At 56.8% G+C, this 24,651-nt stretch carries 20 protein-coding genes; 13 read left to right on the forward strand and 7 right to left on the reverse strand.

The window, feature by feature from the left end; genetic code table 11:
- Positions 1 to 27 precede the first annotated feature (27 nt).
- Positions 28 to 912: an acyl-homoserine-lactone synthase gene (locus tag KORM41_RS20275; protein WP_068152863.1), complete on the forward strand. Its 885-nt coding sequence runs from the start codon at positions 28 to 30 to the stop codon at positions 910 to 912.
- Positions 913 to 1,026: 114 nt separating this feature from the next.
- Complete coding sequence (locus KORM41_RS20280) at positions 1,027 to 1,368, forward strand: helix-turn-helix domain-containing protein (RefSeq protein WP_068152866.1); 342 nt, start codon at positions 1,027 to 1,029, stop codon at positions 1,366 to 1,368.
- A gap of 96 nt (positions 1,369 to 1,464) precedes the next feature.
- Here KORM41_RS20280 and KORM41_RS20285 read toward each other — a convergent pair whose 3' ends face one another.
- From KORM41_RS20285 to upp, 3 genes are read right to left on the reverse strand one after another with little or no spacing between them, the layout of a single operon-like run.
- Entirely contained in the window at positions 1,465 to 2,283 is an 819-nt protein-coding gene (locus tag KORM41_RS20285; RefSeq protein WP_068152869.1) for a purine-nucleoside phosphorylase, read from the reverse strand.
- A 23-nt stretch (positions 2,284 to 2,306) separates the two neighbouring features.
- Positions 2,307 to 2,861 (reverse strand): phosphoribosyltransferase, encoded by a 555-nt coding sequence (locus tag KORM41_RS20290; protein ID WP_068152872.1) that lies wholly within the window; start codon positions 2,859 to 2,861, stop codon positions 2,307 to 2,309.
- Between the two features lie 5 nt (positions 2,862 to 2,866).
- Positions 2,867 to 3,505, reverse strand: a complete 639-nt coding sequence (upp, locus tag KORM41_RS20295; RefSeq protein ID WP_068153479.1) for a uracil phosphoribosyltransferase — start codon at positions 3,503 to 3,505, stop codon at positions 2,867 to 2,869.
- Between the two features lie 187 nt (positions 3,506 to 3,692).
- Here upp and KORM41_RS20300 point away from each other — a divergent pair, with 187 nt between their 5' ends.
- The 10 genes from KORM41_RS20300 to KORM41_RS20345 all read left to right on the forward strand — a co-directional run bounded on the left by KORM41_RS20300 (position 3,693) and on the right by KORM41_RS20345 (position 16,466).
- Positions 3,693 to 4,694 (forward strand): BMP family lipoprotein, encoded by a 1,002-nt coding sequence (locus KORM41_RS20300; RefSeq protein WP_068152873.1) that lies wholly within the window; start codon positions 3,693 to 3,695, stop codon positions 4,692 to 4,694.
- Positions 4,695 to 4,749: 55 nt separating this feature from the next.
- On the forward strand, positions 4,750 to 6,282 hold the full coding sequence (locus KORM41_RS20305) for an ABC transporter ATP-binding protein (protein WP_068152878.1): 1,533 nt from the start codon (positions 4,750 to 4,752) through the stop codon (positions 6,280 to 6,282).
- Positions 6,282 to 7,388 carry an ABC transporter permease gene (locus KORM41_RS20310; RefSeq protein WP_068152882.1) on the forward strand — a complete coding sequence of 369 codons (1,107 nt, stop codon included), beginning with the start codon at positions 6,282 to 6,284 and terminating at the stop codon, positions 7,386 to 7,388. The genes KORM41_RS20305 and KORM41_RS20310 overlap by 1 nt, the downstream gene beginning before the upstream one ends.
- Positions 7,388 to 8,359 carry an ABC transporter permease gene (locus tag KORM41_RS20315; RefSeq protein WP_068152886.1) on the forward strand — a complete coding sequence of 324 codons (972 nt, stop codon included), beginning with the start codon at positions 7,388 to 7,390 and terminating at the stop codon, positions 8,357 to 8,359. Before KORM41_RS20310 ends, KORM41_RS20315 begins: the two co-directional genes overlap by 1 nt.
- Before the next feature lies 1 nt (position 8,360).
- A complete protein-coding gene (locus KORM41_RS20320) occupies positions 8,361 to 8,780 on the forward strand; it encodes a cytidine deaminase (protein ID WP_068152889.1) in 420 nt (139 codons plus the stop codon).
- Between the two features lie 6 nt (positions 8,781 to 8,786).
- Positions 8,787 to 10,124, forward strand: a complete 1,338-nt coding sequence (gene deoA / locus KORM41_RS20325) for a thymidine phosphorylase (protein ID WP_068152894.1) — start codon at positions 8,787 to 8,789, stop codon at positions 10,122 to 10,124.
- A 4-nt stretch (positions 10,125 to 10,128) separates the two neighbouring features.
- Positions 10,129 to 11,346 (forward strand): phosphopentomutase, encoded by a 1,218-nt coding sequence (locus KORM41_RS20330; RefSeq protein WP_068152899.1) that lies wholly within the window; start codon positions 10,129 to 10,131, stop codon positions 11,344 to 11,346.
- 25 nt (positions 11,347 to 11,371) lie between these two features.
- Complete coding sequence (locus KORM41_RS20335) at positions 11,372 to 12,157, forward strand: S1/P1 nuclease (RefSeq protein ID WP_197421328.1); 786 nt, start codon at positions 11,372 to 11,374, stop codon at positions 12,155 to 12,157.
- Between the two features lie 405 nt (positions 12,158 to 12,562).
- Complete coding sequence (locus KORM41_RS20340) at positions 12,563 to 15,706, forward strand: TonB-dependent receptor (RefSeq protein ID WP_082720104.1); 3,144 nt, start codon at positions 12,563 to 12,565, stop codon at positions 15,704 to 15,706.
- 130 nt (positions 15,707 to 15,836) lie between these two features.
- Positions 15,837 to 16,466 (forward strand): TetR family transcriptional regulator C-terminal domain-containing protein, encoded by a 630-nt coding sequence (locus tag KORM41_RS20345; RefSeq protein WP_068152908.1) that lies wholly within the window; start codon positions 15,837 to 15,839, stop codon positions 16,464 to 16,466.
- A 47-nt stretch (positions 16,467 to 16,513) separates the two neighbouring features.
- Here KORM41_RS20345 and KORM41_RS20350 read toward each other — a convergent pair whose 3' ends face one another.
- Positions 16,514 to 18,115 carry a sulfatase-like hydrolase/transferase gene (locus KORM41_RS20350; RefSeq protein ID WP_231727359.1) on the reverse strand — a complete coding sequence of 534 codons (1,602 nt, stop codon included), beginning with the start codon at positions 18,113 to 18,115 and terminating at the stop codon, positions 16,514 to 16,516.
- A gap of 135 nt (positions 18,116 to 18,250) precedes the next feature.
- Entirely contained in the window at positions 18,251 to 19,534 is a 1,284-nt protein-coding gene (locus KORM41_RS20355; RefSeq protein WP_068152916.1) for a spinster family MFS transporter, read from the reverse strand.
- A gap of 135 nt (positions 19,535 to 19,669) precedes the next feature.
- On the opposite strand from KORM41_RS20355, the gene KORM41_RS20360 reads away from it, so the two are divergent.
- Positions 19,670 to 20,416, forward strand: a complete 747-nt coding sequence (locus KORM41_RS20360) for a hypothetical protein (RefSeq protein ID WP_082720105.1) — start codon at positions 19,670 to 19,672, stop codon at positions 20,414 to 20,416.
- A 27-nt stretch (positions 20,417 to 20,443) separates the two neighbouring features.
- Here KORM41_RS20360 and arsH read toward each other — a convergent pair whose 3' ends face one another.
- Together arsH and KORM41_RS20370 are read right to left on the reverse strand one after the other, a co-directional pair.
- Positions 20,444 to 21,160 carry an arsenical resistance protein ArsH gene (gene arsH / locus KORM41_RS20365; protein WP_068152919.1) on the reverse strand — a complete coding sequence of 239 codons (717 nt, stop codon included), beginning with the start codon at positions 21,158 to 21,160 and terminating at the stop codon, positions 20,444 to 20,446.
- A gap of 104 nt (positions 21,161 to 21,264) precedes the next feature.
- Entirely contained in the window at positions 21,265 to 24,588 is a 3,324-nt protein-coding gene (locus KORM41_RS20370; protein ID WP_068152925.1) for a S41 family peptidase, read from the reverse strand.
- Between the last annotated feature and the right edge of the window lie 63 nt (positions 24,589 to 24,651).

The following is a 24,651-nucleotide window of genomic DNA, read 5'->3' on the forward strand; positions in this document are numbered from 1 at the left end:
GACTTAGCGAGCAAGAGGAGCTTCCCCATGATCCACATTATCAACAAGTACAATCGACAGTTTTATAGCGATGTGTTGCACAATATGTTTCAGCTGCGACACAAAATTTTCGTGGAGCAAAAAGGCTGGAATAAATTGGCTCAAGACGATGGCCTCGAAAGAGATCAATTCGATACAGACGATACGACCTATTTCCTGAAACTGGATGAGAACAGCAACATTCTGGGAGGGATGAGGCTTGTTCCGACAACAGTGGACACTCAACTTGGTACAATCTTCAAAGATTGGTGCGATTTCAAACCCGCGCCGGTAGGGAAGCATGCCCACGAATGGTCCCGCTATTTTATTGCGGATAAAAAGTACCGTAGCCCAGCTGGGTACCCGGTTCATTATGAGCTATTCTTCTCAATTCTGGAATATGCAGTTGATCGGGGTATCTCCAGTCTTACAGGCTTTCTGGAAGCAATCACGTTGCCACGATTGAACGCATTGCCTTGGGATGTCGAATACTTGGGTAATTTGGTGACCTATGGCGGCATTAATGGTGAACCTAAAGGAAAAGGAGCAGCCGTTCATGTGGGTGTCAACGAACGGATGCTGCGTATCACCAAGCGCCTGAAGGGTATAAAGAAACCCTATTTGGCATTGCCAATTGGCGACATGGGGCCTGCCCGTCAAGTCGCTTGCACGCCAGAGGTTTGCTTCCGGTATCTCGACTTCCTTGAGAACCATCCAGAGCACGCCAATACAATCGCAGCGATGTCCAGCATGATTATCGACTCACCAAGCGAAAGGCGCGCTGCGATCATTGATGTGTTCGACGGAATTGCGCAGGAGGAGGCTATGGCAGGCTTCCAGGCGCCGTTTTCAAAAGTCGTCGCGCCAACAAGCTATTCGCTAACCATGCAATAAAGCAGGTGAACCATCTTCCCCACAACCTTGAGGTAGGGCAGCGTTAAGGATTAATTGCGATATCGCAACTTTTACGCTATCTCTTTACCAATGATAGTTTGTGGGGAGGAAATCATGCCTCATCCGATTGACGTGACTGTCGGTGCAAGCGTTAGAACCTATCGCCGTCAGCGCGGGATGACTCAGACTGAACTTGGGGAAGCATTGGGACTGACGTTCCAGCAGATCCAGAAATACGAACGGGGCACCAATCGCATTTCCGCGAGCAAACTGGTAATGCTTGCAGAGGCGCTGAGGGTTCCTGTCGGCGCCTTCTTCGAGGGATGTGAAGGTGTCACGGACAATGAACAGCCTGATGAGATCAAAGCGCTGGTGAAGCACTTTGACGATATGCCTGAAGATATCCGTATGGATTTCCTGCGCATGATCCGGTCTATCGCAACCGCGAGCTACTAACGCGGGCACCTTGCCGGATTAAGGTCCAGGTTCATCCAATGAAAAAGGCACCGCAAATTGCGGTGCCTTTTTTGTGAAGAGGTCGAGGCTTGTTTCCTAGGACGCTTTGGCAAGAAACGCCCGCAACAGTTTCTCCAAATGAACCGCGGCAATGGCACCGTATTCCATTGTCTCATGGTGTGTCAGCTCGCCTTGCATGCCGGCCGCCAGATTGGTGATGGAGCTTACGCCAACAACCTTCATACCGCAGTGGCGCGCCACCAGGCATTCCGGCACCGTGGACATGCCAACAGCATCCGCGCCCATAGTGCGGAACGCCCGGATTTCAGCGGGCGTCTCAAAGTTCGGCCCCTTAGCCATGATATAGACACCGCTATGCAGTGTGATTCCGAGCTCTTCGGCTGCTGCATGCATCACTGCTGTCAGCTTGCGGTCCCAGGCTTCGGAAACATCCGGGAAGCGCGGGCCAAACCGGTCGTCATTGACACCCACCAGCGGGTTGATGCCTGAGAAATTGATGTGATCTGTGATCGCCATCAGCGATCCCGGTCCAGCTTCTTCGCGCAGGCTGCCGGCCGCGTTTGTAAGCACAAGCAGTTCAACACCAAGCGCCCACAGAACGCGTGTGGAAAAGGCCAGCTTTTCAGCCGGGTGGCCTTCATAAGCGTGCGCGCGGCCCTGCATGCAGATCACCGGCTTGCCGCCCAGCGTGCCAATCAGCATCCGGCCCGCATGGCCTTCAACCGTTGGCTCTGGAAAGCCGGGCAGGTCTTCGTATGACAGGACGGTCGCGCCCTCAAGCGCATCAGCAAGGCTGTTGAGCCCGCTTCCTAGCACCATGGCGATCTTGGGCATGTCGCCCGCGTGTTTGCTGCGGATAAACGCCGCGCATTCCTGGACTTCCTCAAAGCTCATGACGGCTTCTCCGATGCTCTGGGTTAAACGTCGATCTCAGGAAGGACCAGGCCCTTGTGTTCCTTGATCTCTTCTTTGGTCATGTCCGATAGTTCATGCGGGAAGACCAGCCAGTCATCGGTCTCATGACAGTAAAAATCAGGCGTCAGCTTGGTCACATTGCGCTCAGGCTTATAGAAAACGGTCGCGATCTTGATCACTTCCGGCGTGTTACGGCGGCATTTTTCCCTAAGCGTGGTAATGATGGCGTCGATGGAACGGCCGCTGTCGAACACATCGTCAACGATCAGCAGGCTGTCTTCGGCGTTGATGTTGGCCACGATATATTCAAGGCCATGCACCTTCACTTCTTTCTGCTGCTGCATGCCGATGTAGGAAGAGGTGCGGATCGCGATGTGGTCTGTGTGAACGCCATAATAATCCATGATTTCCTGTACGGCGATGCCGGTCGGGGTGCCGCCCCGCCAAACCCCCACGATGAATTTCGGGCGGAAGTCGCTTTTAAGAATCTTGAGGCCCAGCTCGAACGAATCGTCGAGGAGTTCCTGGGCAGTTACATATCTCTTGGTAACACTCATTAAGTTCAGGCCCCCTTGGTTCCAAATAATCTGTCGCCGGCGTCGCCAAGCCCCGGAACGATATAGGCTTTCTCGTTCAGCTTTTCATCGATCGAGGCCGTCACCAAAGGCACATCCGGATGGGCTTCGGTGAAGGTCTTGATACCTTCGGGTGCAGCCAGCAGGCAGACAAACCGAAGATCGTTCGCACCGACGTCCTTTATCTCCTGGACGGCGCGGACGGCTGAATGCCCCGTTGCCAGCATAGGGTCAAGAACCACGTTCAACCGGCTTGCCGTATCGAGAGGTACTTTAAAGAAATATTTTGTCGGTTGAAGCGTTTCTTCATCGCGCGCAAGGCCAATCTGGCCGACGCGGGCCGAAGGAACCAGATCCAGCATCGGGCCCAGAAGGCCGTCGCCTGCGCGTAAGACCGAAATGAAGGTCAGTTTTTTGCCCGCCAGTACCGGTGCTTCCATGGGGCACACGGGCGTCTCTATATCGATCTTGCCAAGCGGCAGGTCGCGCAGCGCCTCATAGCCAAGGAAAAGGCCGATTTCGCGCAGAAGCTTCCGGAATTCCGCTGTGCTGGCTTCTTTCCGGCGCATCAGGGTAAGCTTGTGCTGTACCAGCGGGTGGTCGACCACGGTTACATTTTGGGCCATCTTTGACTCCATAGATCTTCTGAAACTGACCATTTCATAGGGAACCTGAAAGCAAATGTCGAACGAATCTTGACCATATCGTCAAAAATGGTTGACCACGTCCCTTCGCTCTGGTTCCCTTGCGCCGTTCAGCATAAACAAGGCATAAAAGAATTGAACATTTATGTTGCCGGGGAGCAAAACGGGCATGACTGGATTTCTGAGGAAAATTGGCGCAACGATCGCGCTTGGTGTTGCAATTGCTTCATCCGCAGTGGCGGCTGATTTCACGCCTGTGCTTCTTTATGACATCGGCGGCAAGTTCGATAAGTCCTTCAATGAGGCAGCCTATGTGGGCGCCGAACGCTTCAAGGACGAGACTGGCCATGGCTACAAGGATTTCGAGCCCAACAGCGAAACCCAGTATGAGCAAGCGCTTAGGCGTTTCGCCCGCCGCAAGGCAGACCTGATCATCGCCGTGGGCGTGGGTTATTCGGTGGCAGTGAAAAACGTGGCCTCGAAATATCCCGATGTGAAATTCACCGTGATTGACGCCATCATTGACCTGCCAAACGTGCAAAGCATCACCTTCAAGGAAAACGAAGGATCGTTCCTGGTGGGCATGGTTGCTGCCATGAAAACCGAATCAAACACCATCGGTTTCCTGGGCGGCATGGACATCCCGCTGATTCGACGCTTCGAGCGTGGGTACAGGCAGGGTGCCGAATATGTGAAGGGTGACCTGACCTTCATTGAGAATTACGTGGGCACGACCCCAAGCGCATGGAATGACCCGATCAAGGCATCTGAAATGGCGCGGTCGCAATATGCCCGCGGCGCGGATATTATTTTCTCTGCCGCGGGTCCAAGCGGCCTTGGTTCAATCCAGGCAGCAAAGGACACGGGCAACCTGGCCATCGGTGTGGACAGCAACCAGAACCATGTTGCTCCCGGCTTTGTGCTTACCAGCATGCTCAAGCGCGTAGACCTTGCGGTATATGGCGCCATGTCGGCGGCTGAAGCTGGCGAGTGGGCGCCAGGCCATACGGTGATGGGGCTTGCCGAAGGCGGCGTGGATTTCGCGCTGGATGAGCATAACGCCGACCTGTTCACCGACGAAATGAAGGCAAAGCTTGAGGAAGCCCGCGCCAAAATCATCAGCGGCGAAATTGTCGTGGCTGACGTCGAAGGCAGCAATAGCGGCCACTAGGCCGGTTCTCTTGAGGGACGCCCGCTGGGGCTGAATAGCACTGGGGCTGGAAACTATGACCAACGCATTCGCGATTGAGGCCAGGGCGCTGTCGAAAAGTTTCGGCGACGTGAAGGCCAATGACCAGATTGCGCTCAAGGTGCCTTCCGGCACTGTGCATGGCATCGTTGGCGAAAACGGTGCCGGCAAATCGACACTTCTGAAAATGCTGTTCGGCCTCTATCGTGCGGACAGCGGCGATATTTTTGTTTCAGGGCAAATCCAGCATTTCACCGACCCTTCAGACGCCATGGCCGCGGGCATCGGCATGGTGCACCAGCACTTCATGCTGGTGGAGCCCTTCACGGTTCTTGAAAATATTATCCTGGGGGCCGAAGGCAGCGCGAACCTCGATGCGGCGAAGGACGCGGCGCGCGCCAAGCTGTTGATGCTGGAGGAGCAGTTTGGCTTCAACTTGCCGCTTGATACCCCGGTGGAGAAGCTTTCGGTTGGTGTACGCCAGCGCGCGGAAATCCTGAAGGCGCTCTACCGCGGCGCGGAAATCCTGATTTTGGATGAGCCGACAGCCGTGCTGACACCGCAGGAATGCGAACAGCTTTTCGCGCTGGTGCGGCAACTCAAGGAGCAGGGCAAGACCATCCTGTTCGTTACCCACAAGCTGCATGAAATCATGACCGTCACCGACGATGTCACCGTGATCCGCGCGGGCAAGACAGTGGCGGAATGCAAAACGGCTGACACCAACCCCGAGGAACTTGCGGAACTGATGGTCGGCGCAAAAGTGGTGCGCAAGACTGCCCGAAAGCAGCATGAGACAGAGGTCGCACGCCTAAGGCTTACCGGCGTGTCTGCGGTGGGGGACCACGGGCTTGAGCTGAAAGATATCAATCTCGAAGTCTTTGACGGCGAAGTATTGGGCATCGCGGGCGTGGCCGGAAATGGCCAGACGGAACTGCTGGAGATCATCACAGGTCTCAGGCCAGTCCAAAGCGGTGTGATCCATATGGGCGGTGAGATCATCGCGGATGACCGCCTTGTCACCAACCCGATCGCGCTCAGGCGCATGGGCATGGCGCATGTGGCTGAAGACCGGCTTAAGACCGGTGTGGTGGAAAGCATGTCCGCACGCGACAACGCCATTCTTGGCTATCAGCGCGAAACGGAATTTTCATCACACGGCATCCTGAAGCTGAAGGCAATTGCAGCGAAAGCGGCTGCCTATTTCGAAAGCCAGGACGTGCGGCCCCGCAACCCGGACCTGCCCATTGCGTCATTCTCGGGTGGGAACCAACAGAAACTGGTGATCGTGCGCGAGCTGGCGCACGACCCAGCGCTGATGGTGATCGGCCAACCCACGCGCGGCGTGGACATTGGCGCCGTTACCAAAATTCATGACCAGGTCACAGAGCTCAGGAACGCCGGGAAGGCGATCCTCGTTGTGTCTGCAGACCTTGATGAGCTCTTGTCGATTTCTGACCGTATCGCCGTGATGTGTGAAGGTGAAATCGTGGGCACCTTGAAGGTGGAAGACGCCACGGAAACCAAGCTCGGCCTGATGATGGCCGGCGACAAGCGGGAGGCAAGCTGATGGCTGCGCATAGGAAGCTTCCCTATTGGGCTGATGCCATCCTGTTGCCGGGCTTGAATCTTCTGGCGGCACTGTTTGTGTCTGGTTTGGTGATTTGGGCACTGGGCGAAAGCCCACTGGAGGTGCTCAGCCTCCTTATCGATGGCGCCTTCGGGTTTGAAGAAGGCGTGGGCTACACCTTCTATTATGCCACCAACTTTGTGTTCACCGGCCTCGCGGTATCGGTCGCCTATCACGCCGGGCTCTTTAATATTGGCGGGGAAGGGCAAGCGATGCTGGGTGGCCTTGGGCTGACGCTGGCGGTGTTCCTGGTGGGGGACTTGTCGCCCGTGCTGGCGGTTTTCCTTGCCATTCTTGGTGCGGCGGCCTTTGGCGGGGCCTGGGCGTTTATCCCGGCCTACCTGCAGGCCAAGCGCGGCAGCCATGTTGTGATCACCACCATCATGTTCAACTTCATCGCGTCGGCGCTGCTCGCCTACCTGCTGGTCGGGCCGCTGCAGCGTCCGGGCGGGCAGATGCCGGAAAGCTCTGATTTTCCAGAAGGCGTGTCGCTGATGCACCTGCAGGACCTGTTCGCCATGATGGGCTTCACTTATGAAAGCGGGCCACTGAACCTTTCCGCCTTGATCGCGGTCCTATGTGCGGTTGGTGTGTGGTTTATGCTGTGGCGCACCCGCTTCGGGTATGAGCTTCGCGTTGTCGGCCAGAACCAGAATGCCGCGCGCTTTGCAGGTATTTCCGTGACCCGCATGACCGTGATAGCGATGATGATCTCTGGCGCGCTCGCAGGTATGATGGGGCTGAATGAACTGCTGGGCGAACAGCTCCGCCTTCTGGGTAACTTCACGCTGGGCTACGGCTTCGTCGGTATTGCTGTGGCCTTCATGGGCCGCAACCATCCTGTGGGTATCATCATCGCCTCAATCGTGTTTGGCGCTTTGTATCAAGGTGGTGCCGAAATCGGGTTCGAAATTTCGACCATCACAAAAGACGCAGTGGTGCTTATCCAGGGTTTGGTGATCCTGTTTGCGGGCGCAATGGAGCATCTGTTCCGTGACCCTGTGGAACGCGCCTTCCGAATGGTATGGGAAAGGAGGGCCGCGTGATGGAATTCTTCGCTGACCTGATCCTTCTTTCTGACAGCACAATCAGAACCGCGACACCGCTGGTGCTGGCGGCCCTTGCGGGGCTGGTTGCTGAACGCTCGGGTATCGTGGATATCGGCCTTGAGGGCAAGATGCTGGCGGCTGCCTTTGCGGCAGCGGCCGCTGCGGCTGTTACAGGCTCGCCGTGGATGGGCATGCTGGCTGGCGTTGGGGCTTCGGTTTTCCTGGCGCTTCTTCATGGCTGGGTATCCATCGCGCAGCGTGGCAACCAGATCGTCTCCGGTATGGCCATCAATATTGCCGTGGCGGGGCTCGCGCCCACGCTTGCGAACTTCTGGTTTCAGAAGGGTGGCCAGACGCCGCTTCTGGGCGATGACGCGCGCTTCAGCACCATCACGCTGCCGTTTGCGGACATGCTCGCGGACGTCCCGGTGATCGGGGGACTGTATTCGGAGCTGATCTCAGGCCATAATCTCATTACCTATCTTGCGGCTGCGCTGATCCCGGCTGTGGCCTGGATGCTCTATAAGACGCGCTTTGGCCTTCGCCTGCGGGCTGTGGGCGAAAACCCCGAAGCGGTGGATACCGCCGGTATTTCTGTCACACTTCTTCGCTATCAGGCCATGGTGATTGCAGGCGTGCTGTGCGGGCTTTCGGGCAGCGTGCTGTCTACCGGCCTGGGCGGGGGCTTCATTCGCGACATGTCGGCGGGCAAGGGCTATCTGGCGCTGGCGGCGATGATCTTTGGCCGCTGGAAGCCGGTGCCAACGCTGCTGGCGTGCCTGCTGTTTGGCTTTGTTGATGCGCTGCAGGGCCGCCTTCAGGGTGTCGACCTGCCGCTTTTGGGCGAAATCCCAGTGCAGTTCACCATGATGCTGCCATACGTTCTGACTGTTATAATCCTGGCGGGCTTCGCAGGCCGCATGGACGCCCCGAAGGCGAGCGGCGTCCCATATGAGAAGGATCACTAGAATGGCGACAGACCTGAAAGTGCTGATTGACGCTGCCATGCGCGCGCGAGACGCGGCCTATGCGCCTTATTCCAACCATCCGGTGGGTGCTGCGGTGCTGACGGCTGACGGCCATGTATTCGCTGGCGCGAATGTCGAGAACGCGGCCTATCCGCTGGGCATTTGCGCCGAAGCGGGCGCGATTGCAGCCATGGTGCTGGCGGGTGAGCGCGAGATTGCTCATGTGGTTGTTGTGGGTCCGGGCGAAGTGGCTTGCACGCCCTGCGGTGGCTGCCGCCAGAAGATACGAGAGTTCGCCGGCCCATCCGGCAAGCCCATCACGATTTGCGATAAGGACGGTAACATCCTTATAGAGACAACAAGCGCCGAGCTATTGCCCCACGCGTTCGGTCCCGAAAATATTGACGAGGCCAAAGGGTAGACGGTCATGAGTGTTTTCATTCCCCAGGAAGTTATTCGCCAGAAGCGCGATGGTGGAACAATATCCAGCGCGGACATTGAAAAGTTCGTTGCGGGCATCACTGACGGCAGTGTCACTGACGCGCAGGTGTCTGCCTTCGCGATGGCTGTGTTCTTCAACGGTATGAGCCCGGAAGAGGGCGCGGCACTGACATTGGCAATGCGCGACAGCGGCGACGTGATGGACTGGCAAAGCTTTGGCTTTGACGCCGATGCGCCCATTGTGGATAAGCATTCCACCGGCGGTGTGGGCGACAAGGTCAGCCTGATGCTGGCGCCTATTGTGGCGGCTTGTGGCGGCTTTGTGCCGATGATCTCCGGCCGCGGCCTTGGCCACACGGGCGGCACGCTGGACAAGCTGGAAAGCATCCCCGGCTATAACCCGTATCCGGACAACGAGTTGTTCGCGGGCATCGTGCGCGATGTTGGCTGTTCCATCATCGGGCAGACCGGCAATCTGGCTCCGGCGGACAAGCGCTTTTATGGCATCCGCGATGTGACTGCGACGGTTGAAAGCGTGCCGCTGATTACCGCCTCGATCCTGTCGAAGAAACTGTCGGCGGGGCTGAACGCGCTGGTGATGGACGTGAAATGCGGTAACGGTGCCTTCATGGATTCCATGGAAAAGGCCGAAGAGCTAGCGGGCAGTATCGTGCGCGTGGCATCGGCGGCAGGTACGCCCACGACTGCGCTTCTGACGGACATGAATCAGGTGTTGGGAACAACAGCCGGGAATGCGGTTGAAGTGTTCGAGACCATCGAATTCCTGAAGAACCCGGGTCAGGCAGACGCCCGGTTGAAGGAAATCACGCTGGCGCTGGCGGCGCACATGCTGGCCCTGTCGGGCGCCCAGCCGGACCTCAAGACCGCCCGCAAGAAAGCCGAGGTCGCGCTGACAGACGGTGAAGCAGCAGAGATATTCGCCCAGATGGTTATCGCGCAGGGCGGCCCGGTAGACTTTATCGAGCGCGCTGCTGACCATATGCCGTTAGCAAGTGTGGTGAAACCGGTCACGCTCGGGCAGGCAGGCTATGTTTGCGGCATGGATACGCGTGCCATCGGCATGGCCGTTGTAGCGCTTGGGGGCGGGCGCACCAACCCGGCTCATGACGTGGACCACAGCGTGGGCCTCACGGGCATCTGCCAGCTTGGGGACCGGCTGGAAGCAGACCAGCCAGCAGCGGTGGTGTATGCTCAAAGCGATGATGCGGCGGACGCCGCAATCCAGGCAGTGCGCGCCGCCGTATCACTGAGTGACACGGCACCTGAAACGGCCCCGATTGTCGCGAAAATAATTGGAGGGTAAGACCATGGCTCGAGCCTTCATTCTGGTTCTGGACAGTTTTGGCATCGGCGCCGCCCCTGACGCGGACCGGTGGGGCGAGGCGGATGCCGACACGCTCGGGCATATCGCTGACTGGTGCGCGGCAGGAAACGTGGCGCCGGAGCGCCCGACCGCCGGGCCGATAAAGCTGCCCACAATGACCAAACTGGGCCTCGGCAAGGCTGCGGAGCTGGCGACCGGGCGCGAGCCCAAAGGCATGGAATATGCGGGTGAGATCACCGGCATGTATGCGGCCTGCGCCGAAGAAAGCTTTGGCAAGGACACGCCTTCGGGCCACTGGGAAATGGCGGGTGTGCCGGTGAAGTTCGACTGGGGCTATTTCCCACCTGAATTCCCAAGCTTCCCAGACGAGTTGATCGCCAATCTGGTGGAACGCTGTGGCCTGCCTGGCGTGCTGGGCAACAAGGCGGCATCTGGCACGGTGATTTTGGATGAGCTCGGGGGCGAGCATATGGCGAGCGGCAAGCCGATCGTTTACACCTCAGCCGACAGTGTGCTTCAGATTGCGGCGCATGAGGAAACCTTCGGCCTTGAGCGCCTTTATGAAGTGTGTGAAGTCGCGCGGGAGCTCGTGGATGAGTATAACATCGGCCGGGTAATCGCCCGCCCATTCGTGGGTAAGGACGGCAAGTTTGAGCGCACGGGCAACAGGAAAGACCTGGCAACTCCGCCGCCAAAGCCGACGCTTCTGGAAAAACTGGAAGAGGCCGGGCGCGAAGTGATTTCCGTTGGCAAGATTGCCGACATCTTTGCCCACAAGGGGCTGACGCAGAAGGTAAAGGCTAACGGCCTTGACGCACTTTTCAAAGCGTCACTTGAAAAGCTTGAAAACGCGCCTGACGGGTCGCTGACCTTCGTAAATTTTGTGGATTTCGACCAGAGCTTCGGGCACCGCCGCAATGTTGCGGGATATGCGAATGCGCTTGAGTATTTCGACAGGCGCCTGCCTGAGTTCCTGAAAGGTATGCGCGAGGGCGACATGGTGGTGCTGACGGCCGACCATGGCTGCGACCCGACCTGGCCGGGCACGGACCACACGCGCGAACATGTGCCCTTTGTGGCCTATGGCCCAAGCTTGAAACCGGGCAGCGCGGGCGTTCGTAAAAGTTTCGCAGACATCGGCCAGACTGTGGCCTCACATCTTGGGATCGCGCCGCTGGATGCAGGCACCAGCGCGATCTGATCAACACGCTCTAAGGGGGAGTATGATGGTACGAGTTCTAGTGGCGCTTTTCGCGCTTGTTGTGATGATGGGGCAGGCAGCCCAGGCATACGGCCCGACCGGCCACCGTGTGATTGCCGAACTGGCGTCCCGGCACTTGAGCCCGGAGGCGGCAGCGGCTGTTAAGGAGCTGCTGGGTGACGAGTTCATGGCGGAAGCTGCCAACTGGCCGGATGAGATGCGCTCTAACCCGGACGAGTTTTGGCGCCGTACGGCTTCACCCTTTCATTATATCAACCTGCCGGACGGCGAGACCTATGAGGAAAGCGTGAAGAACCCGGCGGGTGATGCGGTCACCGCGCTGGCGGCCTTCACAGCGACTGTCAAAGACAAAGACGCCCCGCTGGCTGAGCGCCAGAAAGCTCTGCGCTTCATCATTCATATTGTGGGGGATTTGCACCAGCCGCTGCATGCAGGCCGTGCGGAAGACTGGGGTGGTAACCGGATTGACGTGGTCTGGTTCGAGGAAATGAGCAACCTGCACAAGGTATGGGATGAGGACCTGATCAACTACAAGCTTCTTTCATTCTCAGAATGGGTGCGGTTCCTTGAGCCGAAGATCAAGCCCGACGATATAGCCACGTGGCAAGACAGCGAACCGCTTGACTGGGTGCGTGAACTGATCGCCATGCGTGGCGAGGTCTATAATGTGGGTAGCGGCATCCTGAGCTATGACTATGTCTATAAGTATACGCCGGTGATCAAGCAGCAGCTTTCAAAGGGCGGGATTCGCCTGGCGGGATACCTGAACCAGATGTTCGCCAGCGAATAAGCTAAACGAATCGGATAATCGGATCGATTGGAAAGGAGGCAATTTTGCCTCCTTTCTTTGTTCTAGGTGCCGGGGCCTGCATTTTTTGTCACAAGGAAAATCAAGGGTTTTTCGAACCACCTGTGCCTTTTGAACCACGCTTTGAAATTTAAAAAAGTTAATGCCTTTTTAAGCTTTCGGCGATTCTTGACACTTTCGTCAAAAAACTGAAATGAACGTCCCATAAAAGGTCCCGTGACGCACGGTTTGCGCGGCTTTGTGACTGGTGTTGACCTTTTGGTCAGGATTAAGTTTACTGTCGCGCAGTTTTGTGTGGGAACTTTTAAACAGCGAAATAGTTGTTCAGGCATTCGCCTCAAAGGGGCCTCTCGGCAGGGAGTGCGGATGCAAAATGGAGCTTAGGGAATGAAACGCCAAATGAGAGCTGCTCTTTGTAGCAGCGTCGCACTTGCCGCGATGGCAGCAAGTGTACCTGTTATTGCACAGGAAATTACGTCTTCGATCCGTGGTTCGGTGGTTGATACATCCGGTAACGCCCAGTCTGGTGTTGAGGTTGTTGTAATCCACGTACCTACCGGTTCGCGCTCGACTTTTTCTACCAACGCATCCGGCGCCTTCGTGGCACGCGGTCTGCGTCCAGGTGGTCCTTACACTGTGGCTACTATCGTGAACGGCAACGAGACCGTTCAATATGAAGGCCTGATCCTGAATGTGAGTGAGCCTCTGCCACTGACGCTTTATGTTGCTGGTGCAGGCGCTGGCGTCGAAGAAATCGAAGTAACGGCTGCCCGCATTCAGGCAATGCGTGCAGGTGGTGCGTCCTCCTACGGTTCAGAGCGTATTGCTGAGCTGCCGTCCATTGGCCGCGACATTAAAGACACCATCCGTCAGAACCCGTTTGTTGATATCGGCACTGGTTCCGGTGCTGCGATCTCCATCGGTGGCGGCAACAACCGTTTCAACAGCCTGACTGTTGACGGTGTTCGCCAGGACGACGATTTCGGCCTGAACGGCAACGGTTACCCAACCCAGCGTTCGCCAATCTCCCTCGACACTGTTGAGCAGGTTGGTGTATCTCCAGCGCCTTTCAACGTAGAATTCGGTAAGTTCACCGGCGGTCAGATCAACGTCGTGACCAAGTCCGGTACCAACGAATTCCATGGCACCGCTTTCTACCAGTACCGCAACGACAGCACGGCTGGCGACAAGTCTGTAACCCTTGAAGGTGAAGACTTTGACGTAGATCTGGGTGATTTCACCAACAAATTCTACGGCGCGACCCTTGGCGGCCCGATCATCAAGGACAAGCTGTTCTTCTTCGCAGCTTACGAGAAGTTCGAAGGCTCCACACCTAATACAATTGGTGCTGAAGGTTCCGGTTTCGCTTCTGAAGTACAGGGTGTAACCCAAGCCGATGTTGAGCGTATCGACCAGATCGCAAGCAGCGTTTACGGCATCGACAACCAGTTCAGCGACACTGGCGGTATTCCAGAGACTGACGAGAAGATCTTCCTCAAGCTCGACTGGAACATCAACGATAACCACCGTGCGTTCGCTTCCTACCAGAAGACTGACGGCAACAGCCTGAGCCAGACCGACCACGGCGGCAACCGCTTCTCCTACAAGTCTCACTGGTATAACCGCTCTGAAAAGCTTGAGGCTTATAACTTCCAGCTCTTCTCCGACTGGACCGACAACTTCTCCACAGAAGTTAAAATCAGCCGCAAGCGGAACGAAACTGGCCAGGTTGGCCTTGCGCTTGACCAAGGCATCGGTGAGATCCAGATCAACACTGAAGGCGGTGGCCGCGTGTACCTGGGTATCGATGACAGCCGTCACTCAAACGCCCTGAACAACACTACGTGGCAGGGCAAGTTCAAAGCTGAGTTGCTGGCTGGCGACCACACTATGACCTTCGGTTACGAGCTGGACAGCGTTGACGTGTTCAACCTGTTTATCCAGGAAACTCGCGGCGAGTGGCGCTTTGGTTCGATCGATGAGTTCGAAGCCGGCACGCCTGACTTCCTGATCTACCAGAACGCAATCACCAACAATCCGGATGATGGCGCAGCTGAGTTCAACCTGACGACGCACACCATGTATCTGCAGGACCGTTGGGACGTGAACGACAAGCTGACGCTGACCTATGGCCTGCGTGCAGACGTTTACTCGCAGCAAAAATCGCCAAACGAGAACCCGAACTTCATCGCACGTCACGGTTTCTCAAACGCGACTTCGCTGAACCACAAAACCCTGATCCAGCCACGTCTGAGCTTCACTTATGACATCGACGACAAGACCCTTGTTCGTGGTGGTGTAGGTCGCTTCGGTGGTGGTGACCCACTTGTTTGGGTTTCCAACTCCTACTCGCTGGACGGCGTGACGATCGACTCTGAGTTCGTAACTGACCCGGACATCATTAACGGCCTGGACTTCCGTTCCATTCCACAGGTGATCCAGGATGCGCTTGAGCCAGGTAACGGTAACACGTCTGTTATCGACCCTGACTACAAGATTCCATCGATCTGGAAGATGAACCTTGCTGTTGAGCGCTACTTTGACCTGGGTGCCCTGGGCGAAGACTGGCACTTCACGGCTGAAGCCATCTGGTCCCGCAACAAGAACCCTGTAGACTGGAAAGAACTGCGACGTTCCGTAGCTCTCACTGCCGCGGATGGTTCACCAATCTACGACCAACCAGGCGGGTTTGACCTGATGCTGACCAACAACACTGGTGGCGGTTCGAACGTGTATGCTGTTTCCTTCGACAAGTCCTGGGATAACGGTTTCAGCGTTTGGGGTTCTTACACCTACACTGATGCGTTCATTGCAAACGAAGGCACGAGCTCCACGGCTCAGTCCAACTTTAACTTCGCGGCTCACCTTGACCGGAACAACCGTGCAGTTGGCACGTCTCCGTTCGAGCGCCCACACCAGATCAAGCTTGGCGCAACCATGCGTAAAGACTTCTGGGAAGACAACTTCACAACTGTGAGCCTGTTCTATACTGGCCGCTCCGGCCGTCCATACAGCATCACCCTGGATGAATTCATGCAGTTCGGCGGTGATCGCAATATCGACAGCGGTGATGGTCACCTGGTTTACGTTCCGCTTGAAACCGAAACAGCGGTTCTTGGCACTGCCGGTGCTGATACTGCGAAAGTGGTATTTGCGAACTCTGACGTTCAGGCAGACTTCAACAACCTCGTGAACAACTTCGGTCTGAAGCGTGGCCAGTCTGTTGATCTGCAAGGCGAACGTGCTCCATGGACCAACGACCTTGACCTGCGTATCTCCCAGGAAGTTCCTGTGGGTCGCTACGGTAAGATCGAACTGTGGATGGATATGCAGAACGTGCTGAACTTCATCAACAACGGTTGGGGTGAAGTATACGAATCAAACTTCGCACAACAGGCAATGGTTGATGCACTGGTTAACCAGTCCACTGGCCAGTTCCTGTACACCAATGTTGAAGACGCACCGTTCCTGACGTTCCGTGACGTAGACTCTGTCTGGACCGTTCAGTTCGGCGTTAAGTACAAGTTCTAAGGGCGATTGCTCTCAAATTTTACGCCCGGGGGGCCTCTCCCCGGGCGTTTGTTTTTTAAACCTTTTTACCCATAGACCTTTTTTCATCGCTGTGGTTTAAACGGGAGCGCCGAAGGGGGACTCTGTTAAAATGACGAAAAAAGAAGAAAACGGCCACAAATCGGGCATCCGCAGAGAAAATGTTGCCAAAATTCTGGTAGCTGCCGAAACGGTTTTTGCGGAGAAGGGCTTCAAGGGCGCAAGCGTCGGGCTGATTGCTGAGCGCGCGGGCGTGCCAAAGCCGAACGTCTATTATTATTTCGGTGCCAAGGAAGACCTCTACAAGCGGGTAATCGAAGGAGTTTGTTCGATCTGGCTGCATGCCGCCGACACCTTCGACGAGACGGAAGACCCGGCAGAGGCCATCCGCACCTATGTGTCCTCCAAGATGGATCTGGCCCGCAACAGGCCGCACGGCTCGCGCCTGTGGGCGATTGAAATGGCGTCTGGCGCACCATTCCTGCAGGACTATCTGGTCGGCACGGTGAAGCCGTGGCTTGAAAGTCGGGAGGCCGTGCTGGAACGCTGGATCGCGGAAGGCAAGTTGGCGCCTGTGAAAGCGCGCTACCTTTTCTATATGATCTGGGCGACGACCCAGCACTATGCGGATTTCGAGGCGCAGATCAATGTGATGAATGAAGGTGAGCCATTAAGCGATAGCCAGTTCAAGGACGCCAAGGAAACCGTGACATCCCTTGTTCTGAAAAGCATCGGCCTTTGACGGCAGACGCGTCCAGCATGACCAATAAAGGCGGCCATTCAGCCGCCTTATTTATTTTCATTCAACAATCTGATGAGCCGGAGCCCGGCGCGCCTTATCTGGTCATCGCTTGGCTGCCTGCTGCCCGGTGATGGGGCTGGTGCCAGAAGGCCGTCCTGAAGCCGGAAATCCACACGGCCATCTTCGTCGATAACCGCGAAGCTTTTGGGGAACTCATAGTCGCAGCCTGTCAGGACTTCCAACTGGTTCGGGAAGGCCCTCAGGGGTGCAGCCCCCAGTTCCGCCCGGACAAACGGCAGGATGTCCCGGTGGCTTCTGATCCAGCCGGTCGGCATCGTGGCGCCGAGAACCAAAAGCGGTACCTTCGTCTGCGCGTCATTGAGGGTGCTACCGTGGCCGACTGTATCATTTTCGAAAACTTCTTCGCCGTGGTCGGAAGTGATGATCACCAGCGTATCACGGAGCAAGCCGCTGGCCGCAAGGCCCTGAACCATTCGGGCGATGCGCTGATCCGTTTTGCGGATCATTTCGCGGTAGACCTCTGTGGTGATATTCTTGTTTTCGTCATAGGAGAAATGCGGCCCACTGAAATAGGCCAGATGGGCCCATGGGATGCTGGTATCACCCTGAAGCCGCGCGACCGTTGAACGTGACACAAAATCGTCCCGCGCGGCATTGGTTCCTTCCGGCGCGATATCCCGCGCGGTGCCGGGCAGATAGGTGGCTGCCAGGTCATACCAGTCCAGTGACTGCGCCTCAGCCGAGCTTAACCTGTATCCGGCACCAGAAAGGGCGGCAAAGATGCCCTGGGCCTTGCCGCTGTGCCTTGCTTGCCTGAATGTGGTGGCCAGATCGCCTGAGAACAGCGTGTGCATGCCAAAGTGGGTGCAGTTGGCGACGCTGCTGTGGTCAAGGGACAGATAGCCCTTCTGCCCTAGTTGTAGCAGGTTGGGCGCGACTGTTGGATCAGCCTTCATGTCCATGGCGCGCATGCTGTCGATGACGATCAGCAACAGGTTTCTAGGGCTGGTTACTTCCCAGGTGTCACTGACTGCTCTGGGCCTTGCTGTCCCGTCGTAGGCTTGGGCGAATGGGTTCGGTGGACGGGGGCCGAAAATAGGTGTGAATATTTTCTCAGCGTAATAGTGGTGCAGGCCGGTGAAAAAGACGAGATGCCGTTGGCTGTTCAGGAGCCCAGCATCACGCTGATACAGCAGGAAGCCATATAGTCCCTGAGAGAGGGCAAGGGCGACAAATGTGACGGTCCACACCACACGGACTGACAACTGTACATGCCAGCGCATGAGCCGGGCGGTGAGATACGCAAGTCCTGCCACAAACGCCAGCAGATAGAATAGTGTGTTCGACAGGCCAATCTGTTCCTTCGCCTGCGGCTGGAAGGCAAGCGACAGGACAAACCGGTTCAGGTGCAGGCTGGTGAAGTGATGGACCACGATCTCAATCGCAAGGACGGATACGCAGGCTGTGAAAAACAGATGGGCCACCAGTGGGCGCACGCGCGCCAGATAATGCCGTATCAGCAGGAAGATGCCAAACAGGAAGAGGCCGTGTGCCATGGGTACGAGGACTGCAGCCTTGAAGGACATTGCCGGCCATAGCGATATGGCCAGCAAAAGAAATATTGTCACCGCCTCAAAGCGATTTGCTGCCAGCTTTGCCTCGTGCAATTTGTTCCCCACCTAGCGAATGATCGTCGGCTTAGCCTTCATCGCATTCCGGGTTGACCTATAGCCTTTGCACAGATTCAGCAAGCCGATGCCTGATTAGTCTTTGGCAAGGTCCTCTGGCAGTTTACGTCCGCCAGCCCAAAACAGATACCCTTTCACGATGGCGATACAGGTGCCGACCGTCAAGGCAGTTCTAAGGCCATCTGCCCCCGTTCGCGCAGCTTCGAAGTCACTGATGGCGCCCACAAGCACAGGCCCGAGACCCATACCGATCAGGTTCAGCACAAGGAACAACACTGCCGAGGAAAGCGCGCGCATGCTTGGCGGCACCAACCGGTGCGTTACGGCAATGGAAGGCGCTAGGTACAGGGTGGAAAGAATAACCACGATAAAATAGGTGCCCAGCATCAGCTCTTTGCTGCTTGTATGGTAGGTAACCAGCGCGAGAGGGATGGCTGTGACAGCCGTAAGACCTGGCAGCCAAAGGTACCAGCGGGCGTCCTTTTCGCCGAACCTGTCGGTCAGCGCGCCGCCAAGGAATGTCCCGATCATGCCGCCGATGCCGGTCACCAGCCCCAGTGTCAGGCCGATTTCGCTGGGGGAAATGCCGTGATAGCGGACCATGAAGCTGGGCATGAAATTACTGGTGCCATAGCTGACGAACGCTGACATGGCGCAGCCGAAAGCAATGAATGGGAAGGATTTCAGCCGGAACAGGATTTTGAAGGTCTCAGCGAGTGAATACCGTGTGTCGCTACCAGGCTTGTCATGCAGCCCGCGCGGGGGCTCCTGAACCGTCATGCGCAGAATGATGGCCAGCAGAACACCCGGGATACCCACAATCATAAACGTGGTCCGCCAGTCATAGGCTTCCTGCAGATAGCCACCAGACGTGTATCCAAGGAAAATACCAAGATAGAGCCCCGCAGAATAAACGGCCAGCGCTGTGGACCGGCGCTTGGCAGTGAACATGTCAGAAATCATTGAGTGTGCTGGCGGGCTCCCACCGGCTTCACCCACGCCCACACCCATGCGGGCCAGCAAGAGCTGAGTGAAGTTCTGCGCCATGCCGGAAAGGGCGGTCATGCCGCTCCAGACCGCCAGCGCAATGGAAATGATATTCCTGCGGTTCATGCGGTCTGCCAGACGGGCGATCGGCAGGCCAAGAACGGTATAGAAGATGGCAAAGGAAAAGCCGGACAAAAGGCCCAGTTGGGTATCTGACAGCCCAAGGTCTTTCTTGATGGCTTCCTGCAGGATCACCAGGATCTGCCGGTCAATAAAGTTGAACGCATATACTATTGTCAGAACAATAAGCGCATAGGTACGGGCTTTGTTCGACAGGCCGCTGACCGGCGGCGTCTCTACAGTCTCTTTCATACATCTCCCCTCGCTGCCCGGTTGACATGGCTGGCAGCTTGCGCCTTCCCAAACGCATACAGAACAAGCTAGGCTGCTTTTGCTGTCCGGCAAGGGCGGAACGTTACGGAAATCTTGAGGAAGGGCGGTCAATATATGAAAACCGTTATTCTGCAGTCGCATGCCGAGGAAGCGCTTCGGCCGTGGGTGCGCCGCTGCCTTGCGTCGGTCAAGGATTGGGCCACGCAGATTGGGGCGGATTACCGGTTTATGCACGATGAATTGTTTGACCATATCCCGGCCTGGATTAGGGAAAAGGTCGCCCCCCAGATTGTGATCGCAACGGACCTGGCGCGCCTGCGCCTGATGCAGAATGCCCTGCAGGAAGGGTATGACCGCGCCGTCTGGCTGGATGCTGATGTAATTGTGTTTGCCCCTGGGCAGTTACCGTTGCCGGATGGCCCTCACGCTGTGGGGCGTGAGGTGTGGGTGCAGGGCTCGCATGGTGATCTCAAGGCGTATAGGAAGGTCCATAATGCCTTCCTGATGACCTCGCGGGAGGACAGTTTCCTGCCGTTCTATGCGGACGCCGCTGAAAGCATGCTCGCGCGCGCCAAGCCGCCGCTTGTGCCCCAGTTTATCGGGCCGAAGTTCCTGACCGCCCTTCACAATATGACGGGGCTTTTTGTCGAGGAACGTATTGGAATGCTCAGCCCGCTTGCGCTCCGGGATGCCCTTGAAGGCGGGGGCAAGGCACTTGAAATGACGCTCGCAGGCCACAAGCATCCGCCCGCTGCCTTTAACCTGTCAGCCAGCTATTGCGCCCGGGAAGCGGACGGCGTGTGCAACACGGTAGCAGACTATGAAACGGTGATAGAACGGCTTTTGAACTCTTCTGCTTAAGGCCGGGTATCAGCGTCCTTTCCGTTTCTACATGGCGCGCTGGTCTATGCGTTTGCGGAATTCTTCGGCGCTTTCCTTCCGCTCGGAATAGCGGTCGACCATATAGTCTTTGTTGGCACGCAGCAGCAGCGTAAATTTTACCAGCTCTTCCATCACATCAACAATCCGGTCGTAGAAGGACGATGGCTTCATACGGTCGTCGTCACCGAATTCCAGCCAGGCTTTTGGCACCGATGACTGGTTTGGAATGGTAATCATGCGCATCCAGCGGCCAATAACCCGCATCTGGTTGACGGCATTGAAGGACTGAGACCCGCCGCACACCTGCATGATCGCCAGCGTCTTGCCCTGGGTTGGCCGCACGCCCTGAAGCGCGAGCGGAATCCAGTCGATCTGGGCTTTCATGATGCCGGTCATCGACCCGTGCCGTTCAGGGCTGCACCAGACCATACCTTCAGACCATGTCGCCAGGTCCCTGAGCTCCTGCACCTTCGGGTGGGTGTCTTCCGCGCCATCCGGCAGCGGCAGGCCCGAAGGGTCGAAGATTTTGGTTTCGGCGCTGAAGGCCTCAAGGATGCGGGCGGCCTCCTCTGTGGCGAGACGGCTGAAGGACCGCTCCCTCAAGGAGCCATAGAGCAACAGGATGCGGGGCTTTCTGTCCGGTTTGTCGAACTGAGTCAGTTTTTCTTCATTGATCGGACGCCAGCACTCTGGATCGATGTTAGGCATGTCTTTGGTGGTCATGGATGGAAAATTCCTTCAGGTCTGTGCGGTGATGATGCCTCTAGCACAAATAAAATGGCGCCGAAAGGGCGCCATTTCCGAAGCTTTAAATTGACCGGGCAGGCTTATTCCTGCTCGCCCTCCAGCAGCACTTCAACGGCTTTTTCAAGCTGCTTGTCGAGGCCCTTGGCCACCTCTTCAGGCATGTTCTTCACCCGGTGATCCGGCTCAAGCTGCTGGTTTTCCAGATAGTTGCCGTCCATGTCGCGCTGGCCCACCTGCGGGATGCCGAACACGATATCGCCCGAATGCAGCACTTCCCACCACACGGCGGTCATGGTGCCCGGCACCGGCATACCGACAGTTTCGCCGATATCCAGCGCCTTGTAGGTGTATGGGAAGGCATGGGCATCAGAATAGTTGCCTTCGCCCATCACCACGATGGATGGCTTGTACCACTGGTCAAGAGGGTCGCCTTCAAATTCGCGGCCGCGCACTTCCATCTTCAGATATTGTTCGCCCGACAGAAGCTTGGCCAGGTCATTGTGCAGCCAGCCGCCGCCGTTCCAGCGGGTATCGACCACAACACTGTCCTTGTCGAAGTTGCGACCCATCAGGTCGGAATAGACCTCACGGTAGCTGGAGTCATTCATGCCGCGCACGTGCACATAGCCCACCTTGCCGTCAGACAGGCTTTCCACCAGCGCACGGCTACGTTTCACCCAGCGTTCGTACATCAGCTGGTTCTCAGCTCCACCGCTGATCGGCTTGATGACTTCATCAAAGCGGGTGCCGTCAGCCTTCTCGAATGTCACACGCGTGCGCTCTCCGGCCTTGTGATTCAGAAGCGCATAGAGGTTCACGCTCTCGCCAAGGTCGGTGCCGTCCACTGCCACCAGCTTCATGCCGGCTTCGACATCGCTTTTGGCTTTATCGAACGGGCCCTTTTCCAGCACTTCCTCAACCACTAGCGCGCCCGAAGGGGCGGAAAGGTCGAACAACAGGCCAAGAGAGGCAGTGGCGTCGCCGCCTCGGCCGCCGATATAGTAGGCACCGGTGTGGGAGGCGTTCAGCTCACCCAGCATTTCTTCCATCATGCGGGCGAAGTCGCGGTTGTTACCCACATTTTCAAGTTTGGTACCATATTCAAGCTTCATGTCGGCCCAGTCCACGCCGTGCATGTCAGCGGTGTAGAATTTATCCTTCACCTGACGCCAGATATGTTCGAAGAAATAGTCGCGCTCGGCTTTGCCGTTCAGTTCCATGCTGGCAGAAAGGCTGACGCCCTTCCGGTTTGCGCCGCCACCGTTCAGCTCGAACTTGGAGATCTGGCCGCCCGCCAGCACGAACAGCGCCTTCTCGTCTTTCGACAGTTCAATGGTGGCGTTGTCGGCGTTCAGTTTTGAGAGAAGCTTGGTCTCGTTTTCGCGCAGGTCCTGCATCCACAGGTCATAGCCGCCTTCAAACTGGGACAGGTAGTAAAGCTTGTCCGCGTCCTTGGTCAGCACTGCGTCTGCGAGATTCGAAGAATGCACGGTCAGGCGCACTGTGCGGTCCTGCATGCCGTCCCATTCAATCTCAACCGGCTTGGTATCGTCTTTCTTTTCGTCCTTTTTATCGGCTTCCTTGGCGTCGGCTTTTTCGCCCTCAGCCTTTTCGCCTTCTTCGCCGTCAGTCTCGTTGGCAGCCTCTTTGGCTTTTTTCTCTTCTTCCTCTTTCTTCTTCTTGGCGTCTTCTTCCAGCTCTTTCATCAGCTGGTATTCTTCCTTCGACATACGGAAGCGGTCATAGGCGTCCTGATTGAGGAAACTTGCCATCACGTCAAATTCACGGCCCCAGCTGCCGTGGTCGCGCTGGCCGTAGCGGCTGGAGAACCAGAGTACAGCCTCGCCGCCGGCGTGCCACTTGGGCCCGCCATCCTGATAGCCCGAGAGGCTGATGTCCACAGGGGCGGCAGAACCATCAGCTGGCACAATCGCCACATTGGTGATGAAGATGCGCTTGCGGGCAATGAAATCGATCGTCAGCCACTTGCTGTCAGGTGACCAGTCAAAGGTGATATCGCCGTCCGCATAGCTATAGTTATGCTCTGGCCCAAGCACCTTGACCGCCTCGCCAGATTCGATATCCAGCACCTTCAGGCTGTCGCGGCCAGACAGGAAGGCCACCTTCTTGCCGTCCGGCGAATATTTCGGCTGGAAGGCTTCGTTGTCTGCGTCGAACAGGACTTTTTCGTCGATCAGCGTGCTGGCGAAGAAATATTTTTCGTCCGCGTTACGGAGCTTGGCTTCCACAAGCGTCCATTTACCGTCGCGTTCCGCCGCATACACTAGGCGGTCGCCATCCGGGTGGAAGTCGACGCTGCGTTCCTGGGTTGGCGTATCGGTGATGCGTTTGGTTGTCTTGAATTCAGTCGAAGTCACGAACACTTCGCCGCGCGCGACGAAGGCGATTTCCTTGCCGTTCGGCGATACTGTGAATTCACTGACATTGCTTGAAACCGGGATGGTCTTGGCGTCTACACCGTGGCCGTCCACATTAATGTTGATATCGAGCGCCTTTGGCTTGCCCTTTTCACCAGTGGTATAAACCGTGCCGTGATGCAGGAAGGCAAGCGTCCCGTCCTTGGCGCGTGTCAGCTCGCGTACCGGGTGTTTGGTGAACTTGGTGATCTGGTTCTGCTCAAGGCTTCCCAGGTCCAGCTTCCAGACATTGAACGTGTCGTCTGCTTCGTCCGACGTATAGAAGATGGTGTCACCCTTGCCCCAGACAGGGTTATGGTCGCCGCCCACATGGTTGGTCAGCTGTTTGTGAGTGCCTGCCTCGCTGTCATACAGCCAGATATCGCGGGCAAAAGCGCTGTTGTCATGCTTCCTGAGGTCACTTTCGAGCGCCTTTTCCTCGCGGTACAATAGCTTGCTGCCGTCCTTGTTCCACTGGGCTTCAAAGGCGGGGGTTGTCAGTTCCATTTTTGGCGTGCCGCCGGATGTGGAAACGCTATAGAGCTCAGACAAGGCACCACGCGGGAAGCCGCTGCTGGCGGCGCTGTCTGTGCGGGTGGAGCTAAAGGTCACGGCCTTGCCGTCCGGTGTGAAGTCGTGCGGGATGTCGTCGGCGCTGTGGTGCGTCAGCCGTGTGGCTTCGCCGCCTTCGGCAGGCATCACATAAATATCCAGGTTGCCGTTCCTGTCGCTTGCGAAGGCGATCTGTTTACCGTCTTTTGACCAGACGGGGTGGCCGTCCCAAGCCGCGTTAACCGTCAGCGGAACGGCGGTGCCACCCTTCGATGATACGCTGTAGATATCGCCCTTGTAGGCGACCAGAACGGTCTTGCCGTCCGGCGAGATGGCGGCGTCGGTGAACCAGTCACCATTTGGTGCTGCGGTGGCTGAAAGGCTGGTGCCAGCAAGAAGGCCCAGCACAAGTGCTGTCGTGTGTTTTTTGATCATGTGTTTCCCCCTTATGAAACGCAGTTGTTTTATGGGGCAAAACTGTAGCGAAAAAAGCGCGCG

Source organism: Kordiimonas lipolytica (assembly GCF_001550065.1).

Coding starts and splice junctions, on each gene's coding strand:
- KORM41_RS20275 (WP_068152863.1), top strand. CDS start 28: ATGATCCACATTATCAACAAGTACAATCGACAGTTTTATAGCGATGTG.
- KORM41_RS20280 (WP_068152866.1), top strand. CDS start 1,027: ATGCCTCATCCGATTGACGTGACTGTCGGTGCAAGCGTTAGAACCTAT.
- KORM41_RS20285 (WP_068152869.1), bottom strand. CDS start 2,283: ATGAGCTTTGAGGAAGTCCAGGAATGCGCGGCGTTTATCCGCAGCAAA.
- KORM41_RS20290 (WP_068152872.1), bottom strand. CDS start 2,861: ATGAGTGTTACCAAGAGATATGTAACTGCCCAGGAACTCCTCGACGAT.
- upp (WP_068153479.1), bottom strand. CDS start 3,505: ATGGCCCAAAATGTAACCGTGGTCGACCACCCGCTGGTACAGCACAAG.
- KORM41_RS20300 (WP_068152873.1), top strand. CDS start 3,693: ATGACTGGATTTCTGAGGAAAATTGGCGCAACGATCGCGCTTGGTGTT.
- KORM41_RS20305 (WP_068152878.1), top strand. CDS start 4,750: ATGACCAACGCATTCGCGATTGAGGCCAGGGCGCTGTCGAAAAGTTTC.
- KORM41_RS20310 (WP_068152882.1), top strand. CDS start 6,282: ATGGCTGCGCATAGGAAGCTTCCCTATTGGGCTGATGCCATCCTGTTG.
- KORM41_RS20315 (WP_068152886.1), top strand. CDS start 7,388: ATGGAATTCTTCGCTGACCTGATCCTTCTTTCTGACAGCACAATCAGA.
- KORM41_RS20320 (WP_068152889.1), top strand. CDS start 8,361: ATGGCGACAGACCTGAAAGTGCTGATTGACGCTGCCATGCGCGCGCGA.
- deoA (WP_068152894.1), top strand. CDS start 8,787: ATGAGTGTTTTCATTCCCCAGGAAGTTATTCGCCAGAAGCGCGATGGT.
- KORM41_RS20330 (WP_068152899.1), top strand. CDS start 10,129: ATGGCTCGAGCCTTCATTCTGGTTCTGGACAGTTTTGGCATCGGCGCC.
- KORM41_RS20335 (WP_197421328.1), top strand. CDS start 11,372: ATGGTACGAGTTCTAGTGGCGCTTTTCGCGCTTGTTGTGATGATGGGG.
- KORM41_RS20340 (WP_082720104.1), top strand. CDS start 12,563: ATGAAACGCCAAATGAGAGCTGCTCTTTGTAGCAGCGTCGCACTTGCC.
- KORM41_RS20345 (WP_068152908.1), top strand. CDS start 15,837: ATGACGAAAAAAGAAGAAAACGGCCACAAATCGGGCATCCGCAGAGAA.
- KORM41_RS20355 (WP_068152916.1), bottom strand. CDS start 19,534: ATGAAAGAGACTGTAGAGACGCCGCCGGTCAGCGGCCTGTCGAACAAA.
- KORM41_RS20360 (WP_082720105.1), top strand. CDS start 19,670: ATGAAAACCGTTATTCTGCAGTCGCATGCCGAGGAAGCGCTTCGGCCG.
- arsH (WP_068152919.1), bottom strand. CDS start 21,160: ATGACCACCAAAGACATGCCTAACATCGATCCAGAGTGCTGGCGTCCG.
- KORM41_RS20370 (WP_068152925.1), bottom strand. CDS start 24,588: ATGATCAAAAAACACACGACAGCACTTGTGCTGGGCCTTCTTGCTGGC.